The 26,787-nt window shown below is 66.0% G+C and carries 23 protein-coding genes and 1 pseudogene; 20 read left to right on the forward strand and 4 right to left on the reverse strand.

Translation table 11 applies throughout. The features are described from left to right. Positions 1–149: 149 nt before the first annotated feature. Positions 150–1,509: pseudogene (locus ACCQ09_RS14570) on the reverse strand (hypothetical protein). Positions 1,510–1,668: 159 nt separating this feature from the next. Here ACCQ09_RS14570 and ACCQ09_RS14575 point away from each other — a divergent pair. The 3 genes from ACCQ09_RS14575 to ACCQ09_RS14585 all read left to right on the forward strand — a co-directional run bounded on the left by ACCQ09_RS14575 (position 1,669) and on the right by ACCQ09_RS14585 (position 5,248). Next, entirely contained in the window at positions 1,669–2,340 is a 672-nt protein-coding gene (locus ACCQ09_RS14575) for a DUF502 domain-containing protein (RefSeq protein WP_011036539.1), read from the forward strand. A gap of 4 nt (positions 2,341–2,344) precedes the next feature. Next, a complete protein-coding gene (locus tag ACCQ09_RS14580) occupies positions 2,345–3,121 on the forward strand; it encodes a queuosine precursor transporter (protein WP_228428044.1) in 777 nt (258 codons plus the stop codon). A 210-nt stretch (positions 3,122–3,331) separates the two neighbouring features. Then, entirely contained in the window at positions 3,332–5,248 is a 1,917-nt protein-coding gene (locus tag ACCQ09_RS14585; protein ID WP_011269918.1) for a DUF885 domain-containing protein, read from the forward strand. A gap of 6 nt (positions 5,249–5,254) precedes the next feature. Here ACCQ09_RS14585 and mmuM read toward each other — a convergent pair whose 3' ends face one another. Then, positions 5,255–6,217: a homocysteine S-methyltransferase gene (gene mmuM / locus ACCQ09_RS14590; RefSeq protein WP_040941565.1), complete on the reverse strand. Its 963-nt coding sequence runs from the start codon at positions 6,215–6,217 to the stop codon at positions 5,255–5,257. Then, a complete protein-coding gene (mmuP, locus tag ACCQ09_RS14595; protein WP_040941566.1) occupies positions 6,214–7,611 on the reverse strand; it encodes an S-methylmethionine permease in 1,398 nt (465 codons plus the stop codon). The genes mmuM and mmuP overlap by 4 nt, the downstream gene beginning before the upstream one ends. Positions 7,612–7,962: 351 nt before the next feature. Here mmuP and gloA2 point away from each other — a divergent pair, with 351 nt between their 5' ends. The 17 genes from gloA2 to ACCQ09_RS14680 all read left to right on the forward strand — a co-directional run bounded on the left by gloA2 (position 7,963) and on the right by ACCQ09_RS14680 (position 26,339). Continuing rightward, positions 7,963–8,352: an SMU1112c/YaeR family gloxylase I-like metalloprotein gene (gene gloA2 / locus ACCQ09_RS14600; RefSeq protein WP_040941568.1), complete on the forward strand. Its 390-nt coding sequence runs from the start codon at positions 7,963–7,965 to the stop codon at positions 8,350–8,352. Between the two features lie 194 nt (positions 8,353–8,546). Further along, positions 8,547–8,996 carry a DUF2147 domain-containing protein gene (locus ACCQ09_RS14605; RefSeq protein ID WP_019237831.1) on the forward strand — a complete coding sequence of 150 codons (450 nt, stop codon included), beginning with the start codon at positions 8,547–8,549 and terminating at the stop codon, positions 8,994–8,996. Positions 8,997–9,470: 474 nt separating this feature from the next. Further along, positions 9,471–12,587, forward strand: a complete 3,117-nt coding sequence (locus tag ACCQ09_RS14610; RefSeq protein ID WP_047677241.1) for a TonB-dependent receptor domain-containing protein — start codon at positions 9,471–9,473, stop codon at positions 12,585–12,587. A 139-nt stretch (positions 12,588–12,726) separates the two neighbouring features. Beyond that, positions 12,727–14,811, forward strand: a complete 2,085-nt coding sequence (gene metG / locus ACCQ09_RS14615; RefSeq protein ID WP_040941570.1) for a methionine--tRNA ligase — start codon at positions 12,727–12,729, stop codon at positions 14,809–14,811. Between the two features lie 151 nt (positions 14,812–14,962). Next, a complete protein-coding gene (locus tag ACCQ09_RS14620; protein WP_228428045.1) occupies positions 14,963–15,553 on the forward strand; it encodes an HAD family hydrolase in 591 nt (196 codons plus the stop codon). Between the two features lie 11 nt (positions 15,554–15,564). Next, positions 15,565–15,984: an Rnf electron transport complex subunit RnfB gene (rnfB, locus tag ACCQ09_RS14625; RefSeq protein ID WP_011036529.1), complete on the forward strand. Its 420-nt coding sequence runs from the start codon at positions 15,565–15,567 to the stop codon at positions 15,982–15,984. Between the two features lie 473 nt (positions 15,985–16,457). After that, positions 16,458–17,246, forward strand: a complete 789-nt coding sequence (locus tag ACCQ09_RS14630; RefSeq protein ID WP_012438840.1) for a hypothetical protein — start codon at positions 16,458–16,460, stop codon at positions 17,244–17,246. A gap of 82 nt (positions 17,247–17,328) precedes the next feature. Continuing rightward, positions 17,329–17,697: a DUF4345 family protein gene (locus tag ACCQ09_RS14635; protein WP_014507208.1), complete on the forward strand. Its 369-nt coding sequence runs from the start codon at positions 17,329–17,331 to the stop codon at positions 17,695–17,697. A gap of 58 nt (positions 17,698–17,755) precedes the next feature. Then, positions 17,756–18,319, forward strand: a complete 564-nt coding sequence (locus ACCQ09_RS14640) for a sigma-70 family RNA polymerase sigma factor (protein ID WP_011036526.1) — start codon at positions 17,756–17,758, stop codon at positions 18,317–18,319. Beyond that, positions 18,316–19,155 (forward strand): anti-sigma factor, encoded by an 840-nt coding sequence (locus ACCQ09_RS14645; RefSeq protein WP_040941572.1) that lies wholly within the window; start codon positions 18,316–18,318, stop codon positions 19,153–19,155. The genes ACCQ09_RS14640 and ACCQ09_RS14645 overlap by 4 nt, the downstream gene beginning before the upstream one ends. Positions 19,156–19,511: 356 nt before the next feature. Continuing rightward, positions 19,512–20,513: an acyl-CoA desaturase gene (locus ACCQ09_RS14650; RefSeq protein ID WP_012438843.1), complete on the forward strand. Its 1,002-nt coding sequence runs from the start codon at positions 19,512–19,514 to the stop codon at positions 20,511–20,513. Further along, a complete protein-coding gene (locus tag ACCQ09_RS14655) occupies positions 20,510–21,760 on the forward strand; it encodes an NAD(P)/FAD-dependent oxidoreductase (protein WP_011036523.1) in 1,251 nt (416 codons plus the stop codon). Before ACCQ09_RS14650 ends, ACCQ09_RS14655 begins: the two co-directional genes overlap by 4 nt. Next, entirely contained in the window at positions 21,754–22,638 is an 885-nt protein-coding gene (locus tag ACCQ09_RS14660) for a DUF1365 domain-containing protein (RefSeq protein WP_014507203.1), read from the forward strand. Before ACCQ09_RS14655 ends, ACCQ09_RS14660 begins: the two co-directional genes overlap by 7 nt. Next, positions 22,635–23,930 (forward strand): SAM-dependent methyltransferase, encoded by a 1,296-nt coding sequence (locus ACCQ09_RS14665; RefSeq protein ID WP_011036521.1) that lies wholly within the window; start codon positions 22,635–22,637, stop codon positions 23,928–23,930. The genes ACCQ09_RS14660 and ACCQ09_RS14665 overlap by 4 nt, the downstream gene beginning before the upstream one ends. Continuing rightward, entirely contained in the window at positions 23,927–24,472 is a 546-nt protein-coding gene (locus tag ACCQ09_RS14670) for a DUF2878 domain-containing protein (RefSeq protein WP_228428046.1), read from the forward strand. Before ACCQ09_RS14665 ends, ACCQ09_RS14670 begins: the two co-directional genes overlap by 4 nt. Continuing rightward, positions 24,469–25,251, forward strand: a complete 783-nt coding sequence (locus ACCQ09_RS14675) for a DUF1295 domain-containing protein (RefSeq protein ID WP_228428047.1) — start codon at positions 24,469–24,471, stop codon at positions 25,249–25,251. Before ACCQ09_RS14670 ends, ACCQ09_RS14675 begins: the two co-directional genes overlap by 4 nt. Positions 25,252–25,268: 17 nt before the next feature. Then, on the forward strand, positions 25,269–26,339 hold the full coding sequence (locus ACCQ09_RS14680; protein WP_011036518.1) for an SAM-dependent methyltransferase: 1,071 nt from the start codon (positions 25,269–25,271) through the stop codon (positions 26,337–26,339). A gap of 95 nt (positions 26,340–26,434) precedes the next feature. On the opposite strand, the gene ACCQ09_RS14685 is transcribed toward ACCQ09_RS14680, so the two are convergent. Then, positions 26,435–26,782, reverse strand: a complete 348-nt coding sequence (locus ACCQ09_RS14685) for a RidA family protein (protein ID WP_011036517.1) — start codon at positions 26,780–26,782, stop codon at positions 26,435–26,437. Positions 26,783–26,787 lie beyond the last annotated feature (5 nt).

Here is a 26,787-nt window from a genome sequence, read left to right on the forward strand (position 1 = left end):
GAGCATTCCTGGCGGTTGTTGCGTGATCGGCAGCAGCGTTGTCTGGCGATGAGCAACACGGGCGCTGCGGTGATCGCCACGCAGTGCGCGTCAGCAGCGCGCTTGCACGCATCGATACCGAAGCCACGCAGTGCACGCACTGCCGCGATTCACTGCAGCGATACGGCCGGTGGATTCGCCAAGGCACTGCCGGCCATCGGGAACTGCAGGATCGCTTGCGTATGGCGCGCATAACGCGGCACCTGCACGGTCTGCCCTTGCGCTGCAATCGTGATGGCACGTGCTGGCCGCACCGGTTCGTCCGGGAGCTCCTGCAGGCGCTGCACGAGCGGGCGCGCATCAGGGTGCTCGCGTAGCCACAGCACCACGCCAATCAACCGCATCGCCGCGGCAGTGTCCTGCAACTGACGCTGATAATGCCACCATCGCTGTACTGGGCGTCCGCCAACACACACCCGACGGCGTTGGCCACGCAGGCAACATCCTTCGCAGGCGGCGGCGCCAGGGCACTGCCGTCAACCCGTGCATCCTGCACCAGCTGCTTGCGTACGGCATCGCTGCAGGCCCAGGTGTAGTTGGGCGCTGTCAGTGCACGCGTGCGCTCGGCATCGAAAAACAGCACAGCGCGGTCGTACCAACGCTGCGCGCGTTGGTCCATTTCGCCGTGCATTTGCGCATATACCGCATCGACGATCCTGGCCTCGCCATGCAGCGCGCCACACAGGCTGCTGTCCTCGACGCGCAACGGTGCAAACGCGCTGGCGCACTGCGTCGGCAGGGCCACGTTGACAGGCAGTTCGCTGAGCATGCTCGCAAACAGGTCGGCATTGCCGCGTAACATTGCCCCACCAATCATTGTGACGATCAAACTCTCGTCGCTGCGCAACAACACGCGCGCCACCTGTGCATCGCTGCAGACAGCGGCCACCGCCTGAACCTGGCGCCCCTGCACGAAGTCCAGCGCGTGCTGGGTCATCGACAACGTCAATCCCTGCAGTTCCGGCAGCGGCGAGTCGATGCGGCGCGGAAACGGATCGCGATAGTAGGCATGCTGCGAGAAACTCGCCATACGTGCCAGCAACGGCGCCTGTGGCGCCAGCGCAGCCGCATAGCTGCGCGATTGCGCTCGCACCTGGGCGAGGCATCCGGACGCGGCCCAACCGCATTGGGCGGCGCAGTCGCCGGCCATGCCGGCGCGCAGGGATAGCGGCTCAGTTCACTGCGAAATCCGCTTGCGACCGGGGTGCGCTGGAAGCGCTGCAGGTCGCGCGCCAGCACCGCTGCCTGTTCCTCATTCGGAATCGTGTACGGCGATGCCCACAGCGCGACAAACAGATTGGACCCCGCCGGCGGCGCGGGCCGTGGCTGACGCAGTTGCGCCAGCGCCTGCTGCTGGGCCTGCGGGATCGGCCAGCGCGCGGAGAGCGCATAGGCTCCCACCAGCAACGCAACCACCACACCCACCGACAGCAGGGCCCATTTCAAGCAAGAATGTTGCGAGCATGGCAGCCACCTTCCCTGGAGAAGGCTGGCATCTTGGCGGGGGCCATCTACCGGATGCGTTTGCCCGAATGGCGGCTGTACCGCACCACGCTGCCGACGCGAACGCGCCACGCGCTGGCCGAACCACACACCCACCGGCCGCAGGCGAATGCCTACAATGCGCGCATGTCTGAATCCTCTGCTCCGCATCGTCCCTCCGTGCAACGGGTCTTCCTGACCGGCCTGCTCACCTTGCTGCCGGTCTGGCTGACCTGGGTGGTGGTGAAGTTCGTGTTCTCGCTGCTGTCGGGCATCAGCAGCCCGTGGGTGGTGCCCTTGTCCGGACGCATCGCGGCCTCGTTCCCGCATTACCTGGGCTGGATCACGGCGCTGTGGGTGCAGAACACCATCGCGCTGATCGCCACGGTGGCGGTGATCCTGTTCGTGGGTGTCCTGAGCCGACGCGTGATCGGCCAGCGGCTGCTGCGCTGGTTCGAAGCGATCATGCGGCGCATTCCGTTGGCCAGCGTGGTCTACGACAGCGCGCGCAAGTTGCTGGACATCCTGCAGACGCAGCCTGGTAGCACGCAACGCGTGGTACTGATCGACTTCCCGCATCGCGATATGAAATCGGTCGGCTTGGTCACCCGCGTGATCAAGGAACAGGGCACCGGCCGCGAGCTGGCCGCCGTCTATGTGCCGACCACGCCGAACCCCACCTCTGGCTATCTGGAGATCGTGCCGGTGGAGCTGCTCACGCCCACCGACTGGACCGTGGACCAGGCGATGAGCTTCATCATTTCCGGCGGTGCCGTGTCGCCGGAGACCGTTCCATTTACCCGGACTGCGGACCGCTGACGCCATGACACACGTGCGTACCCTCGACGATCGTGCGGTACGGCTGTTCATCGCGCTGGCGGCGTTCTTTTGCGTCAACGCCGCGCTGGCGGAGTTCATCGGCGTCAAGATCTTTGCGCTGGAAGACACCCTCGGCATCGCGCCGTTGAACTGGAACCTGTTCGGGCAAACCGGCTCGCTCAGCTTCACCGCCGGCACCTTGCTGTGGCCGGTGGTGTTCATCATGACCGACACCATCAACGAGTTCTTCGGCAGCCGCGGGGTGCGTTTCATCTCTTGGGTGGCGGTGGGCCTGATCGGCTACGGCTTCGTGTTCGCGTTTGCGGCTATCGCGCTGGCACCGGCCGGCTGGTGGGTCACCGCCGCGCAGAGCCAGGGCGTGCCGGACTACCAGGCCGCCTTTGCGGCGGTGTTCGGGCAAGGCCTGTGGACCATCGGCGGCTCGCTGGTGGCGTTTCTGTTCGGGCAGTTGATCGATGTGGCGGTGTTCCACCGCATCCGCCGCGCCACCGGCGAAAAACACGTGTGGTTGCGCGCCACCGGCTCCACGGCGGTGTCGCAGCTGGTGGACAGCTTCGTGGTGATCTATATCGCCTTCGTGCTGGGCCCACAGCATTGGTCCATCGACCAGTTCCTGGCCGTGAGCACGCTCAACTACCTCTACAAGATGGGCTTTGCGATCGCGCTGATTCCGTTGCTGTATCTGGCGCGCCGCGCCATCGGCGCGTATCTCGGCGCCGAACGCGCCGAACAATTGCGCGAAGAAGCTGCCGCCGATTGAGCCAGGCGGCCGCGACGAGCGACCGAACCTGGTGCCGTCAACGCTTGCAGCACAAGCCGTGCGGCACGTTATCGCACCGCAGCATTTATTCCTCACGCGGCGCCCTGCCCGTGCCGTGCATGAATTGCACGCGCGGGCCATGACCCTGGTGGCTGGCCGTAACGGTGCGGATCGGGCAAGCTCCCCGCTCGCTTGTTTCCGGAGCCGGTAATGCCGCTTAGCTTTTCCCGCCTGCTGTCCCTGGCCATGGCCGCCGTGTTGAGCCTGTCGCTGGCCGCACCGGCCGATGCAGCCAAGAAGAAGACCGGCAAGGCACAGACCTCGCAAACGCGCGCGAAGGCGGGCAAGGCCAAGAAGTCCACCAAGCCGGCCAGGAGCACCAAGGCCAAGGCCAAGCCACGCGCGGTGGTGGCACCGGTGGTGCAGAGCAAGGCACAGCAACTCACGCTGCTGTACGACCAGTACTGGGATGCCTCGCTGAAGCTCAACCCGTTGCAGGCCACCTTCCAGGGCGAGAGCCGCTACAACGACCAGCTGCCCAACTTCCTGTCGCCTGCGTTCCGCCAGCAGTCGCACGACTTCACCACGCTGTGGCTGGCCAAGGTGGAGGCGATCGGCCCGGATGGGCTCAGCGGGCAGGACCTGCTCAGCTACCAGATCTTCGTGCGCGATGCGCGCAGCGCCCTGGCGGCCGAGCAATTCCCGAGCTGGATGTTGCCGATCAACCAGTTCTACAACATCGCCAGCATTGCGGTGGTCATGGGCTCGGGCACCGGCGCGCAGCCGTTCAACACCGTCAAGGACTACGACAACTGGTCGCGCCGCGCGCTCGGCATCCCGGACCTGTTCGACCAGGCCATCACTAACATGCGTGCGGGCATGCAGGCCGGGGTGGTGCAGCCCAAGGCCTTGATGGAAAAAGTGCTGCCGCAGCTGGACGCCATCATTGCGCGCAGTGCTGAAGAAAGCCTGTTCTGGGGGCCGATCCGCAACCTGCCCGCCGACATGCCCGAGGCCGACAAACAACGCATCACCGCCGAGTACAAGCGGATGATCGAGTTCCGCATCATGCCGGCCTACCGCGCACTGCGCGGCTTCATCGCCACCGAATACCTGCCGGCCTGCCGCGACACCGCGGGGCTGGCCGCGCTGCCCAACGGCGCCGCCTGGTACGCCTACGACGTGCGCCAGAGCACCACCTCCGACCTGACCCCGGCACAGATCCACCAGACCGGCCTGGACGAGGTGGCGCGCCTGCAGGGCGAGATCCAGAACGTGGCCAAGCAGGTCAAGTTCCGCGGCAACCTGCCCAAGTTCTACAAGTTCATGCAGACCGATAAGCGCTTCGTGTTCCGCAGCGAGTCCGAACTGCTGGACGCTTACCGCGGCCTGCAGAGCCGCGTGCAGGCCGCGGTCCCCCGCCTGTTCGCCACCCAGGGCATCCCGGCCCTGGACGTGCGCCCGGTGGAGCCACAGCGCGCGCAAGCGGCGGCCAGCGGCTCGTACATGCGCCCCAACCCGCACGACAACACGCCGGGCATCTTCTACGTCAATACCTCCAACCTGCCCGCGCGCCCGCGCTGGGAGGGCGAAAGCCTGTTCCTGCACGAAGGCGTGCCGGGCCATCACTACCAACTCGGCCTTCAGCAGCAATTGACCGACCTGCCCAAGTTCCGCCGCTTCGGTGGCGAGACCGCCTTCATCGAAGGCTGGGGCCTGTATGCCGAATCGCTGGGCCGCGAACTGGGGCTGTACCAGGACCCGTACAACTACTACGGCTACCTGCAGAACGCGCTGCTGCGCTCGATCCGGCTGGTGGTGGACACCGGCCTGCATAGCCAGGGCTGGACCCGCGCGCAGGCCATCGACTACATGTTGCAGAACTCGGCCGTCACCCGCGAAGACGCCGAGGCTGAGGTGGACCGCTACCTGGCCATTCCCGGCCAGGCGCTGGCCTACAAGGTCGGCGAGATGAAGATCAGCCAGTTGCGCGAACAGGCGCAACGCGAGCTGGGGCCGCGCTTCGATGTGCGTGCCTTCCACACCGAAGTGCTCAAGGACGGTTCGGTGCCGCTGGAGATCCTGCAGGACAAAGTGCAACGCTGGATCGCCACGCAGAAAGGCTGAGCACGCTCAGCCAGCCGTACGCGCCGCCACCAGTGCGGCGATGTCGGCCGGCGTGGTGCGGCAGCAGCCACCAATCAAACGCGCACCGGCCGCATGCCATTGCGCGCGTTGCGTCGCCAGTGAACACGCCACTGTGGTTCCCGCATGCCAGCGCTTGTCGCTGGCGTCGTAGTGCTCACCGGAATTCGGATACACCACCAGCGGCAAGCTGGTGAGCGCGGCCAGCGACTGCAGCGCGGCGGTGACCTGCTCGATCGCAATGCAATTGATGCCCACCGCGACCACCTGCGGGCACGCGTCCAGAGCCGGAATCACTTGCGCCAGTGGCGTGCCATCGCTCAGATGCGCGGCATCGCGCAGGGTGAACGAAAACCACGCATGCACCTGCGGGAACTCCTCCAGCAACAGGCGCAGCGCGGTGATCTCACTGGCCGAGGGCAAGGTTTCGCAGGCCAATAGGTCCACGCCGGCATCCACCAGCGCCGCGATGCGCGGGCGATGGAAGTCGAGCATCTGCGCCACCGGCAGCGCGTAGTCGCCGCGGTATTCGGAACCATCCGCCAGATAGGCACCATACGGCCCCACCGAGCCGGCCACCCACAGCGGCGCCGCCTGCGGATGCGCGGCCAGGTGGTCCGCGCGCGCCTGCGCCGCCAGCGCCACGCTGCGTGCAATCAACGCCTGCGACTGCGCCAGGCCCAGCCCGCGCGCGGCAAAGCCCTGCGGCGTGGCCTGGTAGCTGGCGGTGATCGCGCATTGCGCACCGGCGGCGAAGTAGTCGCGGTGCACCTGGTAGATCAGTTCCGGCTGCTCCATCAACACCTGTGCCGACCACAAGGCGTCGTTGAGATCACAGCCACGCTGTTCCAGCTCGGTGGCCAGCGCGCCGTCCAGCACCACCTCAGCGTCGCGCTGCAAGACATCACTGAAGGGCGCACCGACGCGCGGTTGGCGGGGAACAATAGTCATGGACGCACTCTCCGGGCTGCAAGCCGTTGGGTCACTGCATGGGCGCCGTAGCACAGCGCCACGAACGGAATCCCGCACCACAGCGCGATGCGCTGCTGCGGGTCAAACGCCAGCCCAGCGCAGGCCAGCACGCACAGCGCACCACCAATCAGCGGCGTCCACGGATACCACGGCGCGCGGTAGGCCAGGCTGTCCAATGAAATACCGTCACGCAGCAGCTGGCGGCGGAAACAGTAATGCGAGGCGCAGATGCTCAGCCACACCACCACCACCGCAAACCCGGAGACTGCAGAAATCGCCACGAACACGGTGTCGGCCGCGTACACACCGGTCAGCAGCGCCAGCAGCCCGCCAAGCATGCTCAGCACCAGCGCAGGCAGCGGGATGCCACGCCGGGTCAGCTGCGCAAAGCGGGCAGGCAAGGTGCCCTCGTTGGCCAACGACCACAGCATGCGGGCCGCCGCATACAACCCGGAGTTGGCCGCCGACAGGATCGCGGTGAGGATCACCGCGTTGAGCAGACCTGCGGCATACGGAATGCCCAGCAGCTCGAAGGCGCGCACGAACGGGCTGGTCTCCACCGCCGCCGCGTGCGCCGGCAGCAACGCGGCCAGCACCAGCACGGTGCCGACGAACAGCACCACCAGACGGATCAACGTGGTGCGGATCGCCAGCGGGATTGCGCGTGCAGGCTGTGCGGTTTCGCCGGCTGCGATGCCGATCAGCTCGGTCCCGGAGAAAGCGAAATTCACCGCCACCATTGTCATCAGGATCGGCACGGTGCCGTGCGCAAACCAGCCATCGGCGCGCAGATGGCGCACTCCCGGCGCCGGGCTGCCGTCGGCCAATGGCAGCCAGCCGACCACCGCCGCGGCGCCCAGCACGATGAACACCACAATGGTTACCACCTTGATCAGCGAAAACCAGAATTCGCCTTCGGCAAACCAGCGTGCCGACACCATGTTCAAACTGAAAATCAGCACGCAGAACAGCAGGCACCACGGCCACGCCGGGCTGTGCGGAAACCAGTACTGCATGCAGAACGCCGCAGCGGTGAGGCTGGACCCCAACGCCACCGTCCAGGTGAGCCAGTACAACCAGGCCACCACGTAGCCGGTGGCAGGCCCCAGATAGCGCGCGGCATGCACATGAAACGCACCGGTCTGCGGCATCGCCACCGCCAGCTCGCCCAGGCATTGCATCACCAGGTACACCACCAGCGCGCCGATCAGGTACGCCAGTACCGTACCCAGCGCGCCGGTGCTGGCGATGATGTAGCCGGTGTTGAAGAACAATCCCGTGCCGATCACGCCGCCCAGCGACAGCATCACCAGATGGCGCACCTGCATGCTGCGCTGGAACTGCGGTGCGTGGGTGGACGAGGGCTCGGACATGCGTGGTTCTGATCGGTGGCACCCCATCCTGCCACGCACGTGCAGGCGAGCACAGCCATGCGATGGTGAGCTGTGACGTGGCCCTGCCGCTCAGCGGCATGCGGGTATCCTGACGACTCGTTTTTGCCAGCTTGCCGCCATGCCCTCCTGTTATCGCACTTACCACGCGGGCTCCCGCATCATCGATGCCCTGCCGTTGCCGCGTGCAGTTGAATCTCGCAAAGTCTGCGCGCTCCGTGCTGCCGCTGCCGCGCGCTCCATCGAGCGCAAACGCCTGCGCACTGAACGCTGCGGCCTGTCGATTCTGTCGCCACTGGTTATCGCGCCGCAGGCCACCGCCAGGAGCGCCGCATGATGCTCGCCGGGATCCACCACGTTGCAATCATTGCCGGCGATTACGCACGTTCCAAGCAGTTCTATTGCGAGATCCTGGGCCTGCGGGTGCTCGATGAGCATTACCGGCAGGCGCGCGACTCCTGGAAGCTGGACCTGGCGCTGCCGGATGGCGGGCAGATCGAGCTGTTCTCCTTTCCGGGCGCACCCCTGCGCCCCAGCCGCCCGGAGGCGCGTGGCCTGCGCCACCTGGCCTTCCGCGTGCAGGATCTGGATGCGGCCGTCGCCCATCTCACCGCCCACGGCGTGGACACCGAGGCGGTCCGCGTGGACGAATACACCGGCCGCCGCTTCACCTTCTTTGCCGACCCGGACGACCTGCCGCTGGAGTTGTATGAGATGACGTGAGAGGAGTACTGATCGCTGCTGAAGCAGAACAACGGCAGGTAGTAAGCCCCGCCGGCCGGGTACGGTCGCGCCCGCCAGGCGCACCGACTTGGATGAATGCATGCCGCAGCGCGGCTTTCCGCCACCATACTCCACGGTATACATTCGCGATCAGGCTGCCGACGGTGGCCACTGCACTCCCTGGGAGGGGACACATGCGCAAGACCTTCAAGACCCTGATCATGGCCCTGCCGCTGGCCGCCGCCTCGCTGCTGGCCCAAGCCGCCGACTCGCCGGTGGGCCACTGGAAGACCATCGACGACGAAACCGGCAAGCCCAAGTCGGTGGTGCAGATCGAACAGCTCGCCAACGGCACGTTGAGCGGCAAGGTGGTCGAGATCCTGCAATCCAACCATGGGCCCAACCCCACCTGCGACAAGTGCGACGGTGCGCTCAAAGGCAAGCCGATCAAGGGCATGACCATCCTGTGGGGCCTCAAGCCCGACGGCACCGCCGTGTGGGGCGGCGGCTCGGTGCTCGACCCGGCCAAGGGCAAGACCTACAAGGCCAAGATCACCCTGACCGAAGGCGGCAAGAAGCTGCAGATGCGCGGCTATGTCGGCATCGAAGCCCTGGGCCGCACGCAGACCTGGGTGCGCGAGTAAGCCAGCGGACCTATGAATCCCGGTGGCGCGCAAGGCGCCACCGTTTGAATCGCAATGCGATCCAACAGCCGGAAGCGGTGCTGAGCCTGAAGACCGGCAGCCCTCCAGTAGACTCCCGCGAGCGCGAAGTACGCCTATCTTCTGCCACCCGCATATCTGGCGATCCGCCATCGGCGTGTCACTGCAGATGACTCCAACTGCTTGGCACCCAATCGCTTGGGACTGAACCGCTCGGACGCAAGACCTCCGCAGTTGTTCGCCTGCCAATCCTTCGCGCGCCACGCTTAGCCCCTGCTTTATGTCGCGCAGAAGGAACGAAGCAGCAGCCCGATATCCGAAGCAACCGCGTGATGCGCGCTTGCCAAGCGAGCGCAACAGTGAGATGAATTAACCGTGGGTTAACCAACCACTGAGGATTCATCGCGGTGGCGCAAAGCGCTCCCGCATCACTTTGTCACTTCGGAGAGAGAGAGCATGACCCATCACACCCGGCGGCTGACGCCGGCGCCGCTGAGCCTGGCCCTGGCTGCCGTGCTGTCCGCGTTTGCAGCCACGGCAACTGCGTCTTCGCCCGATCCACAGACCACCGCCGACCAAACCGCCCCAGATCAGGCTGGCGACGCGCCGGACGCCAAGCGGCTCGACAGCGTCATGGTGACTGGCTCGCGCATCGGCCGGGTTGGGTTTGATTCGCTGGAACCGGCCACCGTGGTGGGCGCCGAATATATCCAGGGGTACGGCTTTACCAATATTGCCGACGCACTGTTCATCCAGCCCAGCTTCGGGGCTGGCGCAACCTCCCGCGGCGACCAGTCAGGCTACGGCGCAGGTGTCAATTTCATCGGGCGCTTCGGGCTGGGCTCCAACCGCCAGCTAACGTTGGTCAACGGCAGGCGCTTTGTGACCTCCAACCCGCCAACCGTGTTCGGTCCATCTGGCGGCGGCACGCAGGTGGACCTGAATGTCATCCCGACCATCCTCATCGACCAGGTCGAGACGATCGGTGTTGGCGGTGCACCCACCTACGGCTCGGATGCAATTTCCGGCGTCAGTAATCTGATCTTGCGCAAAAATTTTGACGGCGCCGAAGTCCGTATGGGCTATGGGCTGACCGACCGTGGCGACAACGAGCGCTTCAATTATTCCGCCCTGCTTGGCAGCAATTTTGGCGGGGGCCGCGGCAACATCACCATTGCGCTGGATGCCGACAATAGCCAGGGCGTGCTCGGTACCGCACGCCGTTTCTACCGTGATGCCTACTCGACCCGCGCAAACCCGTCCGCCAGCGCGATCGCCAATTTCCAGCCCGGCCGCACGCCGGCTAACGACGGCCGCGTGAATCCTGGCATTGGCTTCAACACCGGCCCCAACGATGGCATCCCCGGACGCGTGTTGATCCGCAATCGCCGGATCAGCGACATGACGTGGGGTGGACTGTTGTTCCCGTCCGATGCGGGCACCGTGCGCGACGCCAGTGGTCAGCTACGCGGGTTTGGCGCCAATGAAGATCAATTCGTGCAGTTCGATCGCAACGGTAACCTGGTCAACTACAACCCTGGCACCAACTTCGGCATCAGTGATGCGTCAGGCGGCGACGGCGTGAACCTGCAGGAAACTACGCAGATCATTTCCGATCTGGATCGCAAGACGGTATTTGCACTCGGCAACTATGATTTCACTGACCAGGTCTCCGGTTTCTTCGAGGCCTCGTTCTATACCTCCACCGCACGCGAACTGGTGGACCAGAACGTTTACAACGCCACTGGATTCGGCGTTGGCTCCGTGGATGGCAGCGGCGATCAAAGCGGCTCGCTCAACTTCAACATCAACAACCCGTTCCTCACCGAACAGAATCGCCAGACGCTGCAAAACCTGGGCGTGGAGGACTTCGTTTTGTCGCGCTCCTCGCGCGACCTGGTGCAAAACCAGTCCAGCACCGACACCAACCTCTGGCGCGCTGTGGTTGGCTTGCAGGGCAGCTTCGATGCAGCAGGCCGCGGGTTCAACTGGGAAGCCAGTGTCAACCACGGCGAAGGCAACTTCGACTACTACAACGACAACCTGATCCAGCAGAACTTCATCAACGCGATCAATGTCACCCGCAATAGCGCCGGGCAGATCGTCTGCGACAGCAGCGCCGCAGGCACAACCGTCGATCCGAATTGCGCCCCCTTGAATTTGTTCGGCGAAGGCGTGGCCTCACGTGCCGCACGCAACTATGTGATTGCCCCGACCCACGCCGAAGCACAGATGAAGCAAACGGTCTTCAATGCCAACATCACTGGTGCAATCATCGACCTGCCCGGCGGCGAGTTGCGCTTCAATGCAGGGTACGAGCGCCGCAAGGAAGAAGGCAGCTTTACGCCCAGCACCTTCGAACGACTGGGCCAGGGCCGCTCGGTTCCCATCGCGGCCGCATCGGGTGAGTTCACCACCAATGAATACTTCGGCGAGATCCTCGCGCCGCTGGTGAATCCGGACGCCGGCATTCCCGGCCTGCACCGGCTGGACCTGACCGGCAAGATTCGCCGGGTCGAAAACACGGTCAACGGCTGGTTCAGCGCCTACACCTATGGGCTGCAGTACGAGCCTTTCCAGGGCGTCCAGTTGCGCGGCAACAAGACACGTTCGTTCCGGGCGCCATCCATCGCCGAGCTCTATACCAGCCAGCAGCCTGCGTATTACTTCATCCCCGAGCCCTGCAGTGCTGCACAGATTGGCAGTGGCCCTCGCCCAGGCGTACGCGCGCGCAACTGCCAAGCGTTCTTCGATTTCTACACCAATGCCGATCCTGCCTCGTTCGAAGAGGCGCCGAGCAGCCAGCTTGGTTCGGTCAGCGGCAATACACGCTTGCAGAACGAGCAAGCAGAATCGTGGACCGCCGGTATCGTGCTGCAGCCGGAATGGGTCAAGGGCCTGCGGATCGCGGCGGACTGGTACGACATCCAGATCACCAACTCGGTCACCACCCTGTCGGAGGAGGACATCACCTCAGGCTGCTTCGATAGCGACACCTTCAATGCCAATGACGTGCCCAACGCGAACAATTTCTGCAGCCTGATCACGCGCAATCCACAGACCGGGGTCGCCAACAGTATCCGGACCGAGTACACCAATGGCCCATACACCAATTTCCGCGGCTGGACCGCCGAAGTGAACTATCGCTTCGATCTGGCCGATGTGGACTGGGGCAAGGGCATCGTTGACCTGAGCTTCTACGGCTACTTCCCCAAGACCCTGGAAAGTGCCGCTGCGCCCGGGATCCCGCCGGACGAAGCGGTTGGCGAGATCGATAATCCCAAGCGTCAGTTCCAATGGAACGCGCGTTACATGACGAGCCACTGGAATCTCGGCCTCAGTGCCAATTACTCCAGCAGCGTGGTGTATGACCTCACCGATACCGTTGAGACACGCGCCCCACTGGGCGTCCCGAGCTATACGTCCTACGACGCAAACGTGGGCTACGCCTTCGATACGAACACCAGCGTCAATCTCGCAGCGCTGAACGTGACCGACAAGCTGGTCGCCTTCCCCAACGTCTACGACGGCCTGGGCCGGCGCTACATGTTCACGCTGAATCATCGTTTCTAGCAGTAGGGAGGCCCCAGCCACCCGGGGAATAACGCCCGGGTGGCTGGCGGTCGGGGCTGCTGCTCCCGGCAGTGGGCAACTGCGCCTGGACCCGTGCGCAGCCGTGCGATAATCACGTGTCCCCCGCATTACGCCCGCCATGACCCGCACCGCACTCGTCACTACCGCCCTGCCCTATGCCAATGGGCCGCTGCATCTTGGCCATCTGGTCGGTTATATCCAGGCCGACATCTGGGTGCGCGCGCGCCGGTTGCGCGGCGACAAGACCTGGTTCGTCTGCGCCGATGACACCCATGGCACGCCGATCATGCTTGCGGCCGAAAAGGCGGGCGTCACGCCAGAGGCCTTCATCGCCAACATCCAGGCCAGCCATGAGCGCGATTTCGCCGCGTTCGGGGTGACCTTCGATCACTACGATTCGACCAATTCGCCGGTCAATCGCGAACTCACCGAAGCCTTCTACACCAAGCTCGAGGCCGCCGGCCATATCAGCCGCCGCTCGGTGGCGCAGTTCTACGATCCGGCCAAGGGCATGTTCCTGCCGGACCGCTACATCAAGGGCATCTGTCCCAACTGCGGCAGCGCCGACCAGTACGGCGACAACTGCGAAGTCTGTGGCGCGACCTATGCGCCGACCGAGCTGAAAGAGCCCAAGTCGGTGATCTCCGGCGCCACGCCCGAGCTGCGCGATTCGGAGCACTTTTTCTTCGAAGTCGGCCATTTCGACGGCTTCCTGCGGGAGTGGCTGGATGGCGACGTGGCATTGCCGGGCGTCAAGGCCAAGCTCAAGGAATGGCTGGATGCCGAAGGCGGCCTGCGCGCGTGGGACATCTCGCGCGACGCGCCGTATTTCGGTTTCCAGATTCCCGGCCAGCCCGGCAAGTATTTCTACGTCTGGCTGGACGCGCCGATCGGCTACCTGTGCAGCTTCAAGACCCTGTGCGCGCAGATGGGCGAAGACTTCCAGGCGCATCTGGCGGCCGGCACGCAGACCGAACTGCACCACTTCATCGGCAAGGACATCGTCAATTTCCACGGCCTGTTCTGGCCGGCGGTGCTGCATGGCACCGGCCACCGCGCGCCAACCCGGCTGCACGTCAACGGCTACCTGATGGTGGACGGCGCCAAGATGTCCAAGTCGCGCGGCACCTTCGTGATGGCGCGGACGTTCCTGGATGTCGGCCTGGAGCCGGAGGCGCTGCGTTATTACTTCGCCGCCAAATCCTCCGGTGGCGTCGACGACCTGGACCTCAACCTGGGCGATTTCGTTGCGCGGGTGAACGCGGACCTGGTCGGCAAGTTCGTCAACCTGGCCAGCCGCTGCGCCGGCTTCATCGGCAAGCGCTTCGACGGCAAGCTGGCCGACGCGCTGCCCGATCCGGCGCAGTACGCGCGCTTTGTCGAGGCACTGGCGCCGATTCGCGAAGCCTACGAGCGCAACGACCCGGCCAGTGCAATCCGCCAGACCATGGCGCTGGCCGACGAGGCCAACAAGTACATCGACGACACCAAGCCGTGGGTGATCGCCAAGCAGGAAGGCGCCGACGCGCAACTGCAATCGGTGTGCACGCAGGGCCTGAACCTGTTCCGCCTGCTGGTGGCCGCGCTCAAGCCGATCCTGCCGCGTACCGCCGCCGAGGCCGAGGCCTTCCTGTCGGCACCGATGACCAGTTGGGAGGACGTGAGCCGCCCGCTCACTTGCCATGTCATCCAGCCCTACATCGCCCTGTTCACCCGCATTGACCCCAAATTGATCGACGCCATGACCGACGCTTCCAAAGACACGATGGCCGCACCTGCGGCACCGGCTGCGACCACCAAGCCCGCACCGAGCAAGGCCGACGCAGCGCCCGCCGCCGTTGCCAATCCCCAATCCCCAACCGCCAATCCCGGCTTCATCGGCATGGACGATTTCGCCAAGCTCGATCTGCGCATCGGCAAGGTGCTGGTGTGCGAAGCGGTGGAAGGCTCCGACAAGCTGCTGCGCTTCGAACTGGATGCCGGCGAGCTGGGCAAGCGCCAGATCTTCTCGGGCATCCGCGCCAGCTACGGCGAGCCGGAAACGCTGGTCGGCCGCAGCGTGGTGTTCATCGCCAACCTGGCCCCGCGCAAGATGCGCTTCGGCATCAGCGAAGGCATGATCCTCTCGGCCGGCTTCGACGGCGGCGCCCTCGCGCTGCTGGACGCCGATGCGGGCGCACAGCCGGGGATGCCGGTACGGTGAAGCAGGGAATCGGGAGTGGGGAATCGGGAATCGCAACGCACGCGGCCCTGTCCCTCACGCCTGCTCGGCTTCCACAGTGCAACGCAGCGCGAACGACGTTCTGACAGCAGACGACGCATTTCCCAATCCCGAATCCCCAATCCCCGCCCCAATGCAACTCGCCCTGTTCGATTTCGATCACACCGTGACCACCTGCGACACCTACGCGCGGTTCCTGCGCCAGGTGGCCAGCCCGGAACAGCGGGCGGCGGCACGGTGGCAGGTGGGTCCGTGGGTGGCGGGTTATCGGCTAGGGCTGGTGTCGGCGCCGCGCCTGCGCGCGCGGGTGACGCGGCTGGTGTTCACGGGCCGCGCCCTGGACGAGATGCAGACGCACGGCGCCAGCTATGCACGCACCGACCTGCCGGGCGTGTTGCACCCGGAGGTGATGCGACGCATCGACTGGCACCAGGCCCAAGGCCATGAGGTGGTGCTGGTCTCGGGATCGCTGGACCTGTACCTGCAGCCGTGGTGCACGCAGCATGGCCTCTCGCTGATCTGCAACCGGCTGGAGCACGCGGCCGGCCGGCTCACCGGCCGCTACGCCGATGGCGATTGCGGCCCGCACAAGGCTGCGCAGATTCGCCTGCGCTACACACTGGCGCAGTACGACTGCGTGCATGCCTATGGCGACAGCCGCGAAGACCGGCCCATGCTCGCACTGGCGCAGCAGCGCTGGTACCGCGGCCAGCAACTGCACTGACACGCCGCGTAATGCCCACCTCGCTCCCCACGCTGGTCGAACGTCTGGACCGCCTGTTGCCGCAGACCCAATGCGGCCAGTGCGGGTTCGACGGCTGTCGCCCCTATGCGCAGGCGATGGCCGAGGGCAAGGCCACGATCGACCACTGCCCGCCCGGCGGCGATGCGGGCGCGCGGGCGCTGGCACAGGTGCTGCAGGTGCCGGCGCGCCCATATGACCGCAGCCGCGGCACCCATCTGCCCCCGCAGGTGGCCTGGATCGTGGAAGCCGATTGCATCGGCTGCACCAAGTGCATCCAGGCCTGCCCGGTGGATGCCATCGTAGGTGGCGCCAAGCATATGCACACGGTGATCGCCCCGCTGTGCACCGGTTGCGAGCTATGCGTGCCGGCCTGCCCGGTGGATTGCATCGAGCTGCGTGTAGTCGGTTAAGCGCAGCGGTCGAAAACGGCTGCGCAGGTCCGCAGGCATAGTCCGCGCCTATTCGACGGTGTCCGCGCCCTGGCCGCCAACGGCGATGCCGAGCAGACGGAATGATGGCATCGCCCAAGCGCATGAACCACGCGCCCCAGGGCCCTCTGCGCCTTCGCCTCTACATGGCGACACGTCGTCAGATCCCCGAATGCCGAAGGGCACTGAGTGAAGCAGGGGGTGGCGAGGCGCACATCGTTGAACGCGGTTGTTCGCCCGCTCCAGGCATCAGTATCAGCACCAGCTCCCCACCCCCGCCAGCCAGCCCGCATCACCCCGACCGACACCCCGCACCGGCCACGTGCGCCGATCACTGTCACAGACGCTCGCCGCCCGCCCATCCTCCGACGTCAGGACCCCCCTGACGCCTCCCGCCGCATCCGTGCTGCGGACGCGCTCGTATGAGGTCAGGACTGTCATCGAGGAACGCGCCGATGCGCCTGCCCGCCGCCGTTACCAAGCTCGCCACGCTTTGCCGCCCCACACCGCCGTTGCTGCTATTGGTGCTGGCCTGCCTGCCGTTGGGCGCTGCCGCCGCGGTCACCCGCGTCGACGGCGATGCCTTCGATGGCGACAGCGGTGCGCTGCGCTACCGTGAGTCGCACTGGCTACTCGATGACGGCGGGCGGTTGGTGCTGTACCGCTGCAAGGACGGGCAGCCTTTCGCGCGCAAACAGGTCGATGGCGGCGGCAGTGCGCCCAATTTCAGCCTGGTCGATGGCCGCGATGGTTATCGCGAAGGGGTGCGGCAGCGCGACGGCGTGCGCGAGATGTACCAACAGCTCCCGGGCAAGCCGGAACGCCGCACCGCACTGCCGGCCACCGAGACGCCACGCGTGATCGATGCCGGCTTCGATGCGTATCTGCGCACGCACTGGGCCGCTCTTGGCAGCGCTGCGCAGCAGGTGGAATTCGTGTTGCCCAGCCTGCAGCGTCAACTGACGTTCCGCGTGCAACGCATCGGCGAGACCGCCGGGCAGCGCCGCTACAAGGTCAGCCTGGATGCCTGGTATGGCGCGGCGCTGCCGGCCCTGGAAGTCACCTACGCCATCGCCGACAAGCGCCTGCTGGAATTCCGTGGCGTGGGCAATCTGCGCGATGCCAATGGCCGCTATCCGCGCGTGCGCATCGTGTTTCCCGACACACCGGCGCAGCCGGCCAACGCCGAGTCGCTGCGCCAGGCCCGCGAGCAACCGCTGGTTGCGCGATGCGACGTGCCGTGAGCACCGCCGCGCTCTTCACACCCGCCCACACGCGCTTGCGTACAACGGCCCGGGCAGCCCTTTCCCCTGCAGGAGCATCGTCATGGCCAAGGCCTATCTCTGGATCAACGCAGTGCTCTATGTCGTCCTGGCGATCTGGTGCACCCTCTCGCCAAGCAAGACCGCCACGGCGGTGGGCTACACGCAGCTGTCGCCGGCTGGCCAGTCCGAATACCTGGTCATCTATGGCGGGCTGCAGTTGGGCATGGCCTTCCTGTTCGGCTATTTCGCCTGGATCGATCAACCGCGCACCGGCCTGCTGGTCGCACTGGCGTTCTACGTGCCCATCGTGCTGTTCCGCACCGTCTCGCTCTCGCGCCTGTGGCCGGTCTCCGCGCCAACGGTGGCACTGGCGGGTGTGGAAATCCTGCTGCTGCTCGCCGCCGTGCTGCTGTGGTTCAAGCACCGATGAAAGACTCTTTCGGCCCAGTCCGGTACGATCGGCGCCACCTCCGCCAACGCCCGACCGCATGAGTGCCATTCCTGGCCACGACGACGATGAGACCGGACGCCTGCTTACCGCAACGGCGGGCGGCGACCGCCACGCCTTCGAAGCGTTGTACCGGCAAACCTCGCCCAAACTGTTCGGGGTGTGCCTGCGCATGATCCCGCAGCGCGCCGAAGCCGAAGAAGTGCTGCAGGACGTGTTTACGCTGATCTGGCACAAGGCCGGGCAGTTCGACCCGAGCCGTGCGCGCGGGCTGACCTGGCTGGCGATGATTGCGCGCAACAAGGCCATCGACCATCTGCGCGCCACCGCGCCGCAGCGCCGTAACGTGGCGTTGGACGATGCCGGCGAACTGCGCTCGGCCGATGCCTCGCCGTTGGAGCGCGCAGAACGCCTCACCACGCGCCGCCGCATCGATCACTGCCTGGCCGAACTGGAACCGCCACGCAGCGAGCTGATCCGCACTGCGTTCTTCGAAGGCATTACCTACGAAGAACTGGCCGAGCGCACCGATACGCCGATTGGCACGGTCAAAAGCTGGATCCGCCGGGGTCTGGCCAAACTCAAGGCATGTCTGGAACGATGAGCACGCCCTTCCCCATCGACCAGGAACCACCCCGCGACGTGCTGGCCGGCGAGTATGTGCTGGGCCTGCTCAGCGCCGACGACCGTCTGGCCGTGGAGCAGCGCATCGCCACCGATGCGCAGTTCGCGCAGGCAGTGGCGCAATGGCAAGAACATCTGGCGCCGCTGCTGGAAGAAATCGCCGCGGTGACACCGGCCGACCAGGTCTGGACGCGTGTGCGCCAGGCACTGGGCTTCGATACACCGTTGCATGCGGTGCCCGCATCCGGCGTGCAGAGCCCGGCGCCACCGGCTGCGGTTCCGCTATGGAACAGCGTGCGCTTCTGGCGCTGGGCCAGTGCCGGTGGCCTGGCCACTGCAGCGGTCTGCGTGCTGGCCTTGCTGAGCGTGCGCACTCCGCCGACCGCGCCGCCATCTGGCCCGGTGCAGAACACGCCGATCGTGCAGACACCGCCGGCCAAGCCACCGGTCACTCCGCCGGCAACCGGCATTGCGATGACCTCCACACTGGCCACCGCCGATGGGCGCCCGGGCTATGTGGCGTTGATGGATGCCGACAAGCAGGTCATCACCGTGACGCCGCTGGATCGCACCGCCACTGCCGGCAAGGTGCCGGAATTGTGGCTGATCACCCCCGATGGCAAGGCGCACTCGATGGGCGTGTTCGACGACCAGCGTGCGCGGCGCGCGTCCATCCCGGCGCCGTTGATGCCGATGCTCAGCAACGAGGCGATCCTGGCCGTCACCCTGGAACCACCGGGTGGTGCGCCGGGCGGCGTGGCCACCGGCACCGTGGTGGCCAAGGGCGGCATCAGCACGTTGGCCATGGCGCCTTGATCGCCTGAGTGCAGCGGCATCCGTCAAAGGATGCCGCTGGCAGCGTCATTGGCAAACACCTCGCGCGCCGTCGTCCAGCAGCACGGACCATGCGCACGCACGGCATCGTTCGAGCGAGCTGCTGCACCTGCGCACCGTCAGCGCCTGCCGCGCAGCCGTGCAGCCGTTTTCTTCTTCTGGCAAAGCAGACTCGTCCGCGCGCACGCGCTTTGCGCGGATGTTTTTGTGTGCGCCGCCACGCGAATCGCTTGCGTTCCCAACCGTAGACGCCGGATGCGTGCGACGATCAAGCGGACTGGTGCATCTGTTTGTCGGCAGCATCCGTAAAGGGTCCCATCCACCACGGAGAACCATGCGTGCCGAGCTCTGGACTCGACCCCCGCGTCGCACCCACGCCCCACCCCGCCACCCCGCCACAGCGCGCGGGCAAGGCCCGGCGGTTCGGCAGCCTGCGTCGCTGGGTGGATTCGCAAACCGACGAACCGCTGGACGAAGCCCGCGCGGACCGCATCGACTGGCTGCGTGCGCTGCCGTTCATCGCCTTGCACCTGGCCTGCTTTGCGGTGTTCTGGGTCGGTGTGTCGTGGTTCGCAGTGAGCATGGCCGTGGCGCTGTACGCGCTGCGCATGTTCGCGCTGACCGGGTTCTATCACCGCTATTTCTCGCACCGCGCATTCAAGACCTCGCGCGTGGTGCAGTTCGTGTTCGCCGCGATCGCCGCCACCTGCGTGCAACGTGGGCCGCTGTGGTGGGCCGCACACCATCGCAACCATCACCGGCATACCGACACCGGCCGTGACCCGCATTCGCCGGCACAGCACGGCTTCTGGTGGAGCCATACCGGCTGGTTCCTGACCCCGCGCAATTTCCGCACCGATTGGGAAGTGATTCCGGATCTGCGCCGCTTCACCGAGCTGCGATTTCTGGACCGCTTCGACATCGTGATGCCGGTGCTGCTGGCACTGGGCCTGTACCTGCTGGGCGACTGGCTGGCGGCTGCAGCGCCTGGCCTGCACACCAGTGGCGCGCAGTTGCTGGTGTGGGGCTTCGTGCTGTCCACGGTGGCGTTGTTCCATGCCACCTTCACCATCAATTCGCTGGCGCACCGCTTCGGCAGCCGGCGCTTCGACACCCGCGACGACAGCCGCAACAACTGGTTGCTGGCGCTGCTCACCTTCGGCGAGGGCTGGCACAACAACCATCATTTCTTTCCCGGCTCGGCGCGCCAGGGCGTGCGTTGGTGGGAATACGACATGACCTGGTACGGGCTCACGGTGATGTCGTGGGTGGGCCTGGTGTGGGATCTCAAACCGATGCCCGCCATGCTGACGCGACGCGCCGGACGGGTGGCGCGATGAGCGGTGGCAGGATCGCGGTGGTCGGCAGTGGAATCGCTGGCCTGGGCGCCGCATGGCTGCTGTCGCGGCGTTACGAAGTGACGCTGTTCGAGGCCGCCGATTATCTCGGCGGCCACACGCACACGCATGACATCCAGCTGGAGGGCCAGCGTTACGCGGTGGACAGCGGCTTCATCGTGTTCAACCCGCAGCACTACCCCTTACTCACCCGGTTGTTTGCCGAAATCGACGTGGCGTCGCAGTCCACCACCATGAGTTTTTCGGTGCACGACGCGCGCAGCGGGCTCGAATACAACGCCGGCTCGCTCGGAGGGCTGTTCTGCCAGCGCCGCAACCTGCTCAGCCCACGCTTCTGGGGCATGCTGGCCAATCTGCGGCGTTTTTACCGGCAGGCGCCTGCGGTACTGACCAGCGACGAGCGTTTCAGCACGTTGGGCGAGTACCTGCACCGGCACGGCTATTCGGACACCTTTCGCGACCAGCACCTGGTGCCGATGGCCTCGGCGCTGTGGTCCTCGCCCTCGCAACGCATCCTCGAATTTCCGATGGGCCAGTTGATCGGCTTCATGGCCAATCACCACATGCTGCAGATCAGCGGACGGCCGCAGTGGCAGGTGGTGCGCGGTGGTTCGTCGAGCTATGTGCGCGCGTTGCGGCGGCGTTGGCAGGTGCAGGAACGCCTGTCCACGCCGGTGCACGCCGTCCGCCGGGCTGGCAACGGCGTGGTCGTGACCTCGTTGCGCGGCGACGAGCATTTCGACGAGGTGGTACTCGCCTGCCATGCCGACGATGCATTGGCCTTGCTCAGCGATGCCACGCCTGCCGAGCAGCAGATCCTGGGCGCCATCACCTACCAGAACAACGACACCGTGCTGCACACCGATGCCAGCGTGCTGCCGCGCGACCGCCGCGCCTGGGCGGCCTGGAATGCGCATGTGCCGGCCGACCCGCAGGCGCCGTGCACGGTGAGCTACTGGATGAACGCGCTGCAGTCGATCAACGCACCGCAGCCGTTCATCGTCAGCCTCAATCGCGACCAGGACATCGCACCGGAGAAAGTGCTGCGCCGCATGCGCTACCGCCACCCGGTGCAGAACGCCGCCGCACTCGATGCGCAGGCGCGCAAGGCGCAGATCCAGGGCCAGCGGCACACCTGGTTTGCCGGCGCGGCGTGGGGCTTCGGCTTCCACGAAGATGGCCTGCGCAGCGGCGTGGACGTGGCGCATGCACTGGGAGTGCCGTGGTGACCCAGCTGCTGCGCGAAGCGATCACCGATGCCGTTCCACTGCCGCCCACCGAGGGCGGTGGTACCGGACGGCTGCACGGCCCGTTGCGCAGCGCCATCTATACCGGCTGGGTGCGGCACCGCCGCTACGCCCCCAAGCCGCTGCAATTCCGCTACCGCCTGTTCCTGATGTATCTGGATCTGGCCGAGCTGGAGCACGTCTTTGCGCGCCGCTGGCTGTGGTCGGTGGGCCGCGCGAATCTGGCGCAGTTCCGCCGCAGCGACTACCTGGGCGACCCGCAGGTGCCGCTGGACCAGGCCGTGCGCGACTGCGTGCAGGCCCACACCGGCGACCGCCCGGACGGTGCGATCCGCCTGCTCACGCACCTGCGTTACTTCGGCCATGTATTCAATCCGGTCAGCTTCTACTACTGCTTCGACCGCCACGACGGGCTGCGCTGGATTGTGGCCGAAATCACCAATACGCCCTGGCAGCAGCGCCACACCTATGTGCTGCCGGTGGCGCAGGCGCGCAGCCATCGGGATGTGCATGCCTGGCGCTTCGATAAACGCTTCCACGTGTCGCCGTTCATGGGCATGCAGCACCACTACGACTGGCGCTTCAGCGTGCCCACCGAACACCTGCGCGTGCACATGGATGTGCTGGATGCCATCGACGCCACGCCGCAACCCCCTGCGCAGCAGGCGCGCCGCTTCGACGCCACGCTGGTGCTGCAGCGCCAGCCGCTGACCGCAGGCACGCTGGCGCGCACGCTGCTTGGCTACCCCTTGATGACCGTGCAGGTGGTGCTGGCCATCCATTGGCAGGCACTGCGCCTGTGGCTGCGCGGCAACCCCGTCCACGATCACCCCACTCCGCCTGTGCGAGAACGCTCATGAGTGCCACCTCCCTGCCCGACACTGCCGCGCCGCGCGCGGCCTCGTGGACCGATCGTCTGTTGCGCAAGCGGCTGCTGGCCACACTGGGCGACCTGCGCGATGGGCAGCTGCAGCTGCATGAAGCCGATCGCGTCACCACCCTCGGCAATGCCAGCGGCACGCAGGCGCTGCAGACCCAGTTGCGGGTGACCGACCCGCGCTTCTATCGGCAGGCCGCGCTCAACGGCAGTGTCGGCGCCGGCGAGGCCTACATGGATGGCGATTGGCAGTGCGACGATCTGGTGACGCTGATGCGCCTGCTGCTGCGCAACCGCGACCGACTGGACGCGATGGAGACCGGCACCGCCCGCCTGGGCGGCTGGGCCATGCGCAGCCTGCATACGCTGGCACGCAATACGCGCAGCGGCAGCCGGCGCAACATCGCGGCGCATTACGACCTGGGCAACCCGCTGTTCCGGTTGTTCCTGGATGCCAACCTGATGTACTCCTCGGCCATCTTCGTCGACGGCGAAGAAGCGCAGGGCGAGGCGGCGCTAGAGCGCGCAGCCACCCGCAAGCTGGAACGCATCTGCGAAAAACTGCGTCTTGGCCCGCAGCACCATGTGGTGGAAATCGGCACCGGCTGGGGCGGGTTTGCACTGCATGCCGCACGCGAACATGGCTGCCGCGTCACCACCACGACCATCTCGCGCGAACAGTTCGAACTGGCCACCCAGCGCATCGCTGCAGCCGGCTTGAGCGAGCGCGTGACGGTGCTGCTGCGCGACTACCGCGACCTGGAAGGCCACTACGACCGCGTGGTGTCGATCGAGATGATCGAGGCCATCGGGCACCAATACCTGGACACCTACTTCGCCAAGGTCGGCAGCCTGCTGACCGACGAGGGCGAGGCGCTGATCCAGGCGATCACCATCGAAGACCATCGCTATGCGCAGGCGTTGCGCTCGGTGGACTTCATCAAGCGGCACATCTTCCCGGGCAGCTTCATTCCCTCGGTGGCGGCGATGACCGGCGCCATCGGCCGCGCCAGCGATCTGCGCCTGTTCAATCTGGAAGACATCGGCCCCAGCTATGCACTGACCCTGCGTGCGTGGCGGCAGCGCTTCATGGCGCAACTGCCGCAGGTGCGCGCACTGGGCTACGACGAGCGCTTCATCCGCATGTGGGAGTTCTATCTGGCCTATTGCGAAGCCGGTTTTCTGGAACGCTCGATCGGCGATGTGCATCTGTGGTTGAGCAAGCCCGGCGCACGTCCGCCGCAGTTCGTGCCCGGGTTGAGCAGCGCCGCATGAGGCAGCTGGGCAACTACGTCGGCTTGCAGGTGCTGTGGCTGGTGGCGGTCAGCTCAGCCGCGCGTGGGCGGGTGTGGCCCACGCTGCTGGCGTTGGCGCTGTTTGCGCTCTACCAACTGTGGCCCACGCGGCGCGCGCCCGGCGACTGGCAGTTGCTGCTGGCCGCCGTGGCACTGGGGCTGTTGCTGGACACCACACTGGCCGCAGGCGACTGGGTGCGCTACGCCGCGCCGTGGCCGGGCAGCGTGCTCGCGCCTGCGTGGATCCTGGCGCTCTGGCTGGGATTTGCGCTCACGCTCAATCATTCACTGGCAACGGTCATGCAGCGCCCCTGGCTGGCGGTTGTGCTGGGCGCGGTCTTCGGGCCGCTGTCGTACTGGCTGGCCGAGCGCAGCTGGCAGGCCATCGAATTGCTGGCACCGCAGCGCAATGCGCTGCTGGCGCTGGCGATTGGCTGGGGCGCGGCCTGCGGCCTGCTCTCGCTGTATGCCCGCCGCCTGGCACGCCCCGCCTTTGAAACCATCAATGGAGACCCGCAATGACTGTCTGGCCGCTGCTGCATGTCGGCGTGTTCGCCGCCGTGGTGATGGTGTTGGGTTGGCTGTGGCAACGCCGCAGTGGCAACGCCGGCCCGGTGGACGTGTTGTGGGCGGGCTGCCTGGCGGTTGCTGCGCCTTACTGCGCGTGGATGTCCGATGGTGCGCTGCTGCCACGCGTGCTGGTGGCGGTGCTCGGCGGCGTGTGGGGCGCACGGCTTGCCTGGCACCTGGGCGTGCGCGTGTTCGGCGACCCCCACGAGGATGGCCGCTACCGCGCCCTGCGTGAGCACTGGAACGGCAATCAGCGCAAGTTCCTGGGCTTTTTCCTGGCCCAGGCGGTGGTGGTGGTGCTGTTCTCGGTGCCGTTCCTGGCCGCGGCCAGCAACCCGAACCCGGCATGGAGCATGTGGAGCAGCCTGGCGATTGTGGTGTGGTTGATCGCCGTCGGCGGCGAGGCGCTGGCTGACCGGCAGTTGTCTGCGCACAAGGCCAACCCGGCCAATCGCGGCAAGACGTGTCGCACCGGGCTCTGGCGCTATTCGCGGCATCCCAATTACTTCTTCGAATTCGTGCATTGGTTTGCGTACCTGGCTCTGGCGGTCGGTGCGGGGCCGTGGCTGCTGGCGCTGTGTGCGCTGGGCCCGGTGGTGATGTTCGTGTTCCTGTATCGCTTTACCGGCATCCCCTATACCGAGCAGCAGGCACTGCGCTCGCGTGGCGAGGACTACGCCCAGTATCAACGCAGCACCAGCGCATTTTTCCCGCTTCCCCCTTCGTCCTGATTCGCCTGGAGAGTCGCATGTCCACTGTCACCATCCCGCCCTCCGCGCATCCCGAAGAAGGCTTTGCCACCCGCCTGGCCGAATCCGGCGTGCTGCCCGATGCCGCGTTGCGTTACGGCATCCGCCGTCTATGCGCGCAGCGCCTGCTGGACGAACGCCGCGATGGCGCCGATGCCAGCGGCGAGCGCCAACGCACCTTCATCGACAGCCTGCGCGGCAGCGCCATCGCGATCGAAACCGATGCCGCCAATCGCCAGCATTACGAGCTGCCCCCGCAGTTCTTCACCCTATGCCTGGGGCGGCGCCTGAAATACAGCAGCTGCTACTGGGACGCGACCACGCCGGACCTGGACGCGGCCGAACTGCGCATGCTGGCGTTGTACGGCGAGCGCGCCGAACTGGCCGATGGCCAGCGCATCCTGGAGCTGGGCTGCGGTTGGGGCTCGCTCACCTTGTGGATGGCCGAGCGCTATCCGAATGCCAGCATCACCGCGGTGTCCAATTCGCGGCCGCAGCGCGCGCACATCCTGGAACAGTGCCGCGTGCGCGGGCTGAGCAACGTGCAGGTCATCACCGCCGACGTCAATGCGCTGGCACTGCCCACTGACAGCTTCGATCGCGTGGTCTCGGTGGAAATGTTCGAGCACATGCGCAACTACCGCGAGCTGCTGTCGCGGATCGGCAGCTGGCTGGCGCCGGGCGGCAAGCTGTTCGTGCATATCTTCTGCCACCGCGACCTGGCCTACCCGTTCGAAGTGGCCGGCGAAGACAACTGGATGGGGCGGCACTTCTTCACCGGCGGGCTGATGCCGGCGGCCGATACGCTGCTGCAGTTTCAGCAGGATGTGGTGATCGAACAACGCTGGGTGTTGTCCGGCGAGCATTACGAAAAGACCGCCAATGCCTGGCTGGAAAACCAGGACCGGCACCGCGAACAGATCATGCCGCTGTTGCGGCAGACCTACGGCGAGGATGCACAGCGCTGGTGGCAGCGCTGGCGCATGTTCTGGCTGGCCTGCGCGGAGCTGTTCGGCTATGACGAAGGCCGCGAATGGGGCGTGGCGCATTACCGCTTCGCCAAGCGCTGACCTGCGCCGGTTGACCAGCTCGGTCAGTCGGCAGCCACGCTGCCGACCGGCCCGCAGCGATGCCGCAGCACCGCGCGCAGTGATTGATCAGCAAATCAGCTCGTTGCTGCGGTGATCACGATCTCCACCTTCCACTCCGGGCGCGCCAGCTTGGCTTCCACGGTGGCGCGTGCCGGGGTGAAGCCGTGCGGCACCCACTCGTCCCAGGCCTTGTTCATGCCGTCGAAATCGGCGATGTCGGCAAGAAAGATTTCCGCACGCAGGATCTTGGTCTTGTCGCTGGCGGCCATCGCCAGCAGCTTGTCGATCTCGGCCAGCACCTGACGGGTCTGCCCAGTGATGTCTTCGCTGGTGTCGTCGGCAATCTGCCCGGCGAGGTAGCACACGCCGCCATGGACGGTCATTTCGGACATACGCGGGCCGGTATCGAATCGCTGCAGCATCTTCA

The sequence above is a fragment of the Xanthomonas sp. NCPPB 2586 genome, from assembly GCF_041475775.2.
GTDB lineage: Bacteria > Pseudomonadota > Gammaproteobacteria > Xanthomonadales > Xanthomonadaceae > Xanthomonas > Xanthomonas campestris.

Excerpts from the sequence above, each read along its gene's own strand:
- ACCQ09_RS14575 (WP_011036539.1), top strand. The coding sequence starts at position 1,669 with ATGTCTGAATCCTCTGCTCCGCATCGTCCCTCCGTGCAACGGGTCTTC.
- ACCQ09_RS14580 (WP_228428044.1), top strand. The coding sequence starts at position 2,345 with ATGACACACGTGCGTACCCTCGACGATCGTGCGGTACGGCTGTTCATC.
- ACCQ09_RS14585 (WP_011269918.1), top strand. The coding sequence starts at position 3,332 with ATGCCGCTTAGCTTTTCCCGCCTGCTGTCCCTGGCCATGGCCGCCGTG.
- mmuM (WP_040941565.1), bottom strand. The coding sequence starts at position 6,217 with ATGACTATTGTTCCCCGCCAACCGCGCGTCGGTGCGCCCTTCAGTGAT.
- mmuP (WP_040941566.1), bottom strand. The coding sequence starts at position 7,611 with ATGTCCGAGCCCTCGTCCACCCACGCACCGCAGTTCCAGCGCAGCATG.
- gloA2 (WP_040941568.1), top strand. The coding sequence starts at position 7,963 with ATGATGCTCGCCGGGATCCACCACGTTGCAATCATTGCCGGCGATTAC.
- ACCQ09_RS14605 (WP_019237831.1), top strand. The coding sequence starts at position 8,547 with ATGCGCAAGACCTTCAAGACCCTGATCATGGCCCTGCCGCTGGCCGCC.
- ACCQ09_RS14610 (WP_047677241.1), top strand. The coding sequence starts at position 9,471 with ATGACCCATCACACCCGGCGGCTGACGCCGGCGCCGCTGAGCCTGGCC.
- metG (WP_040941570.1), top strand. The coding sequence starts at position 12,727 with ATGACCCGCACCGCACTCGTCACTACCGCCCTGCCCTATGCCAATGGG.
- ACCQ09_RS14620 (WP_228428045.1), top strand. The coding sequence starts at position 14,963 with ATGCAACTCGCCCTGTTCGATTTCGATCACACCGTGACCACCTGCGAC.
- rnfB (WP_011036529.1), top strand. The coding sequence starts at position 15,565 with ATGCCCACCTCGCTCCCCACGCTGGTCGAACGTCTGGACCGCCTGTTG.
- ACCQ09_RS14630 (WP_012438840.1), top strand. The coding sequence starts at position 16,458 with ATGCGCCTGCCCGCCGCCGTTACCAAGCTCGCCACGCTTTGCCGCCCC.
- ACCQ09_RS14635 (WP_014507208.1), top strand. The coding sequence starts at position 17,329 with ATGGCCAAGGCCTATCTCTGGATCAACGCAGTGCTCTATGTCGTCCTG.
- ACCQ09_RS14640 (WP_011036526.1), top strand. The coding sequence starts at position 17,756 with ATGAGTGCCATTCCTGGCCACGACGACGATGAGACCGGACGCCTGCTT.
- ACCQ09_RS14645 (WP_040941572.1), top strand. The coding sequence starts at position 18,316 with ATGAGCACGCCCTTCCCCATCGACCAGGAACCACCCCGCGACGTGCTG.
- ACCQ09_RS14655 (WP_011036523.1), top strand. The coding sequence starts at position 20,510 with ATGAGCGGTGGCAGGATCGCGGTGGTCGGCAGTGGAATCGCTGGCCTG.
- ACCQ09_RS14665 (WP_011036521.1), top strand. The coding sequence starts at position 22,635 with ATGAGTGCCACCTCCCTGCCCGACACTGCCGCGCCGCGCGCGGCCTCG.
- ACCQ09_RS14670 (WP_228428046.1), top strand. The coding sequence starts at position 23,927 with ATGAGGCAGCTGGGCAACTACGTCGGCTTGCAGGTGCTGTGGCTGGTG.
- ACCQ09_RS14675 (WP_228428047.1), top strand. The coding sequence starts at position 24,469 with ATGACTGTCTGGCCGCTGCTGCATGTCGGCGTGTTCGCCGCCGTGGTG.
- ACCQ09_RS14680 (WP_011036518.1), top strand. The coding sequence starts at position 25,269 with ATGTCCACTGTCACCATCCCGCCCTCCGCGCATCCCGAAGAAGGCTTT.
- ACCQ09_RS14685 (WP_011036517.1), bottom strand. The coding sequence starts at position 26,782 with ATGCTGCAGCGATTCGATACCGGCCCGCGTATGTCCGAAATGACCGTC.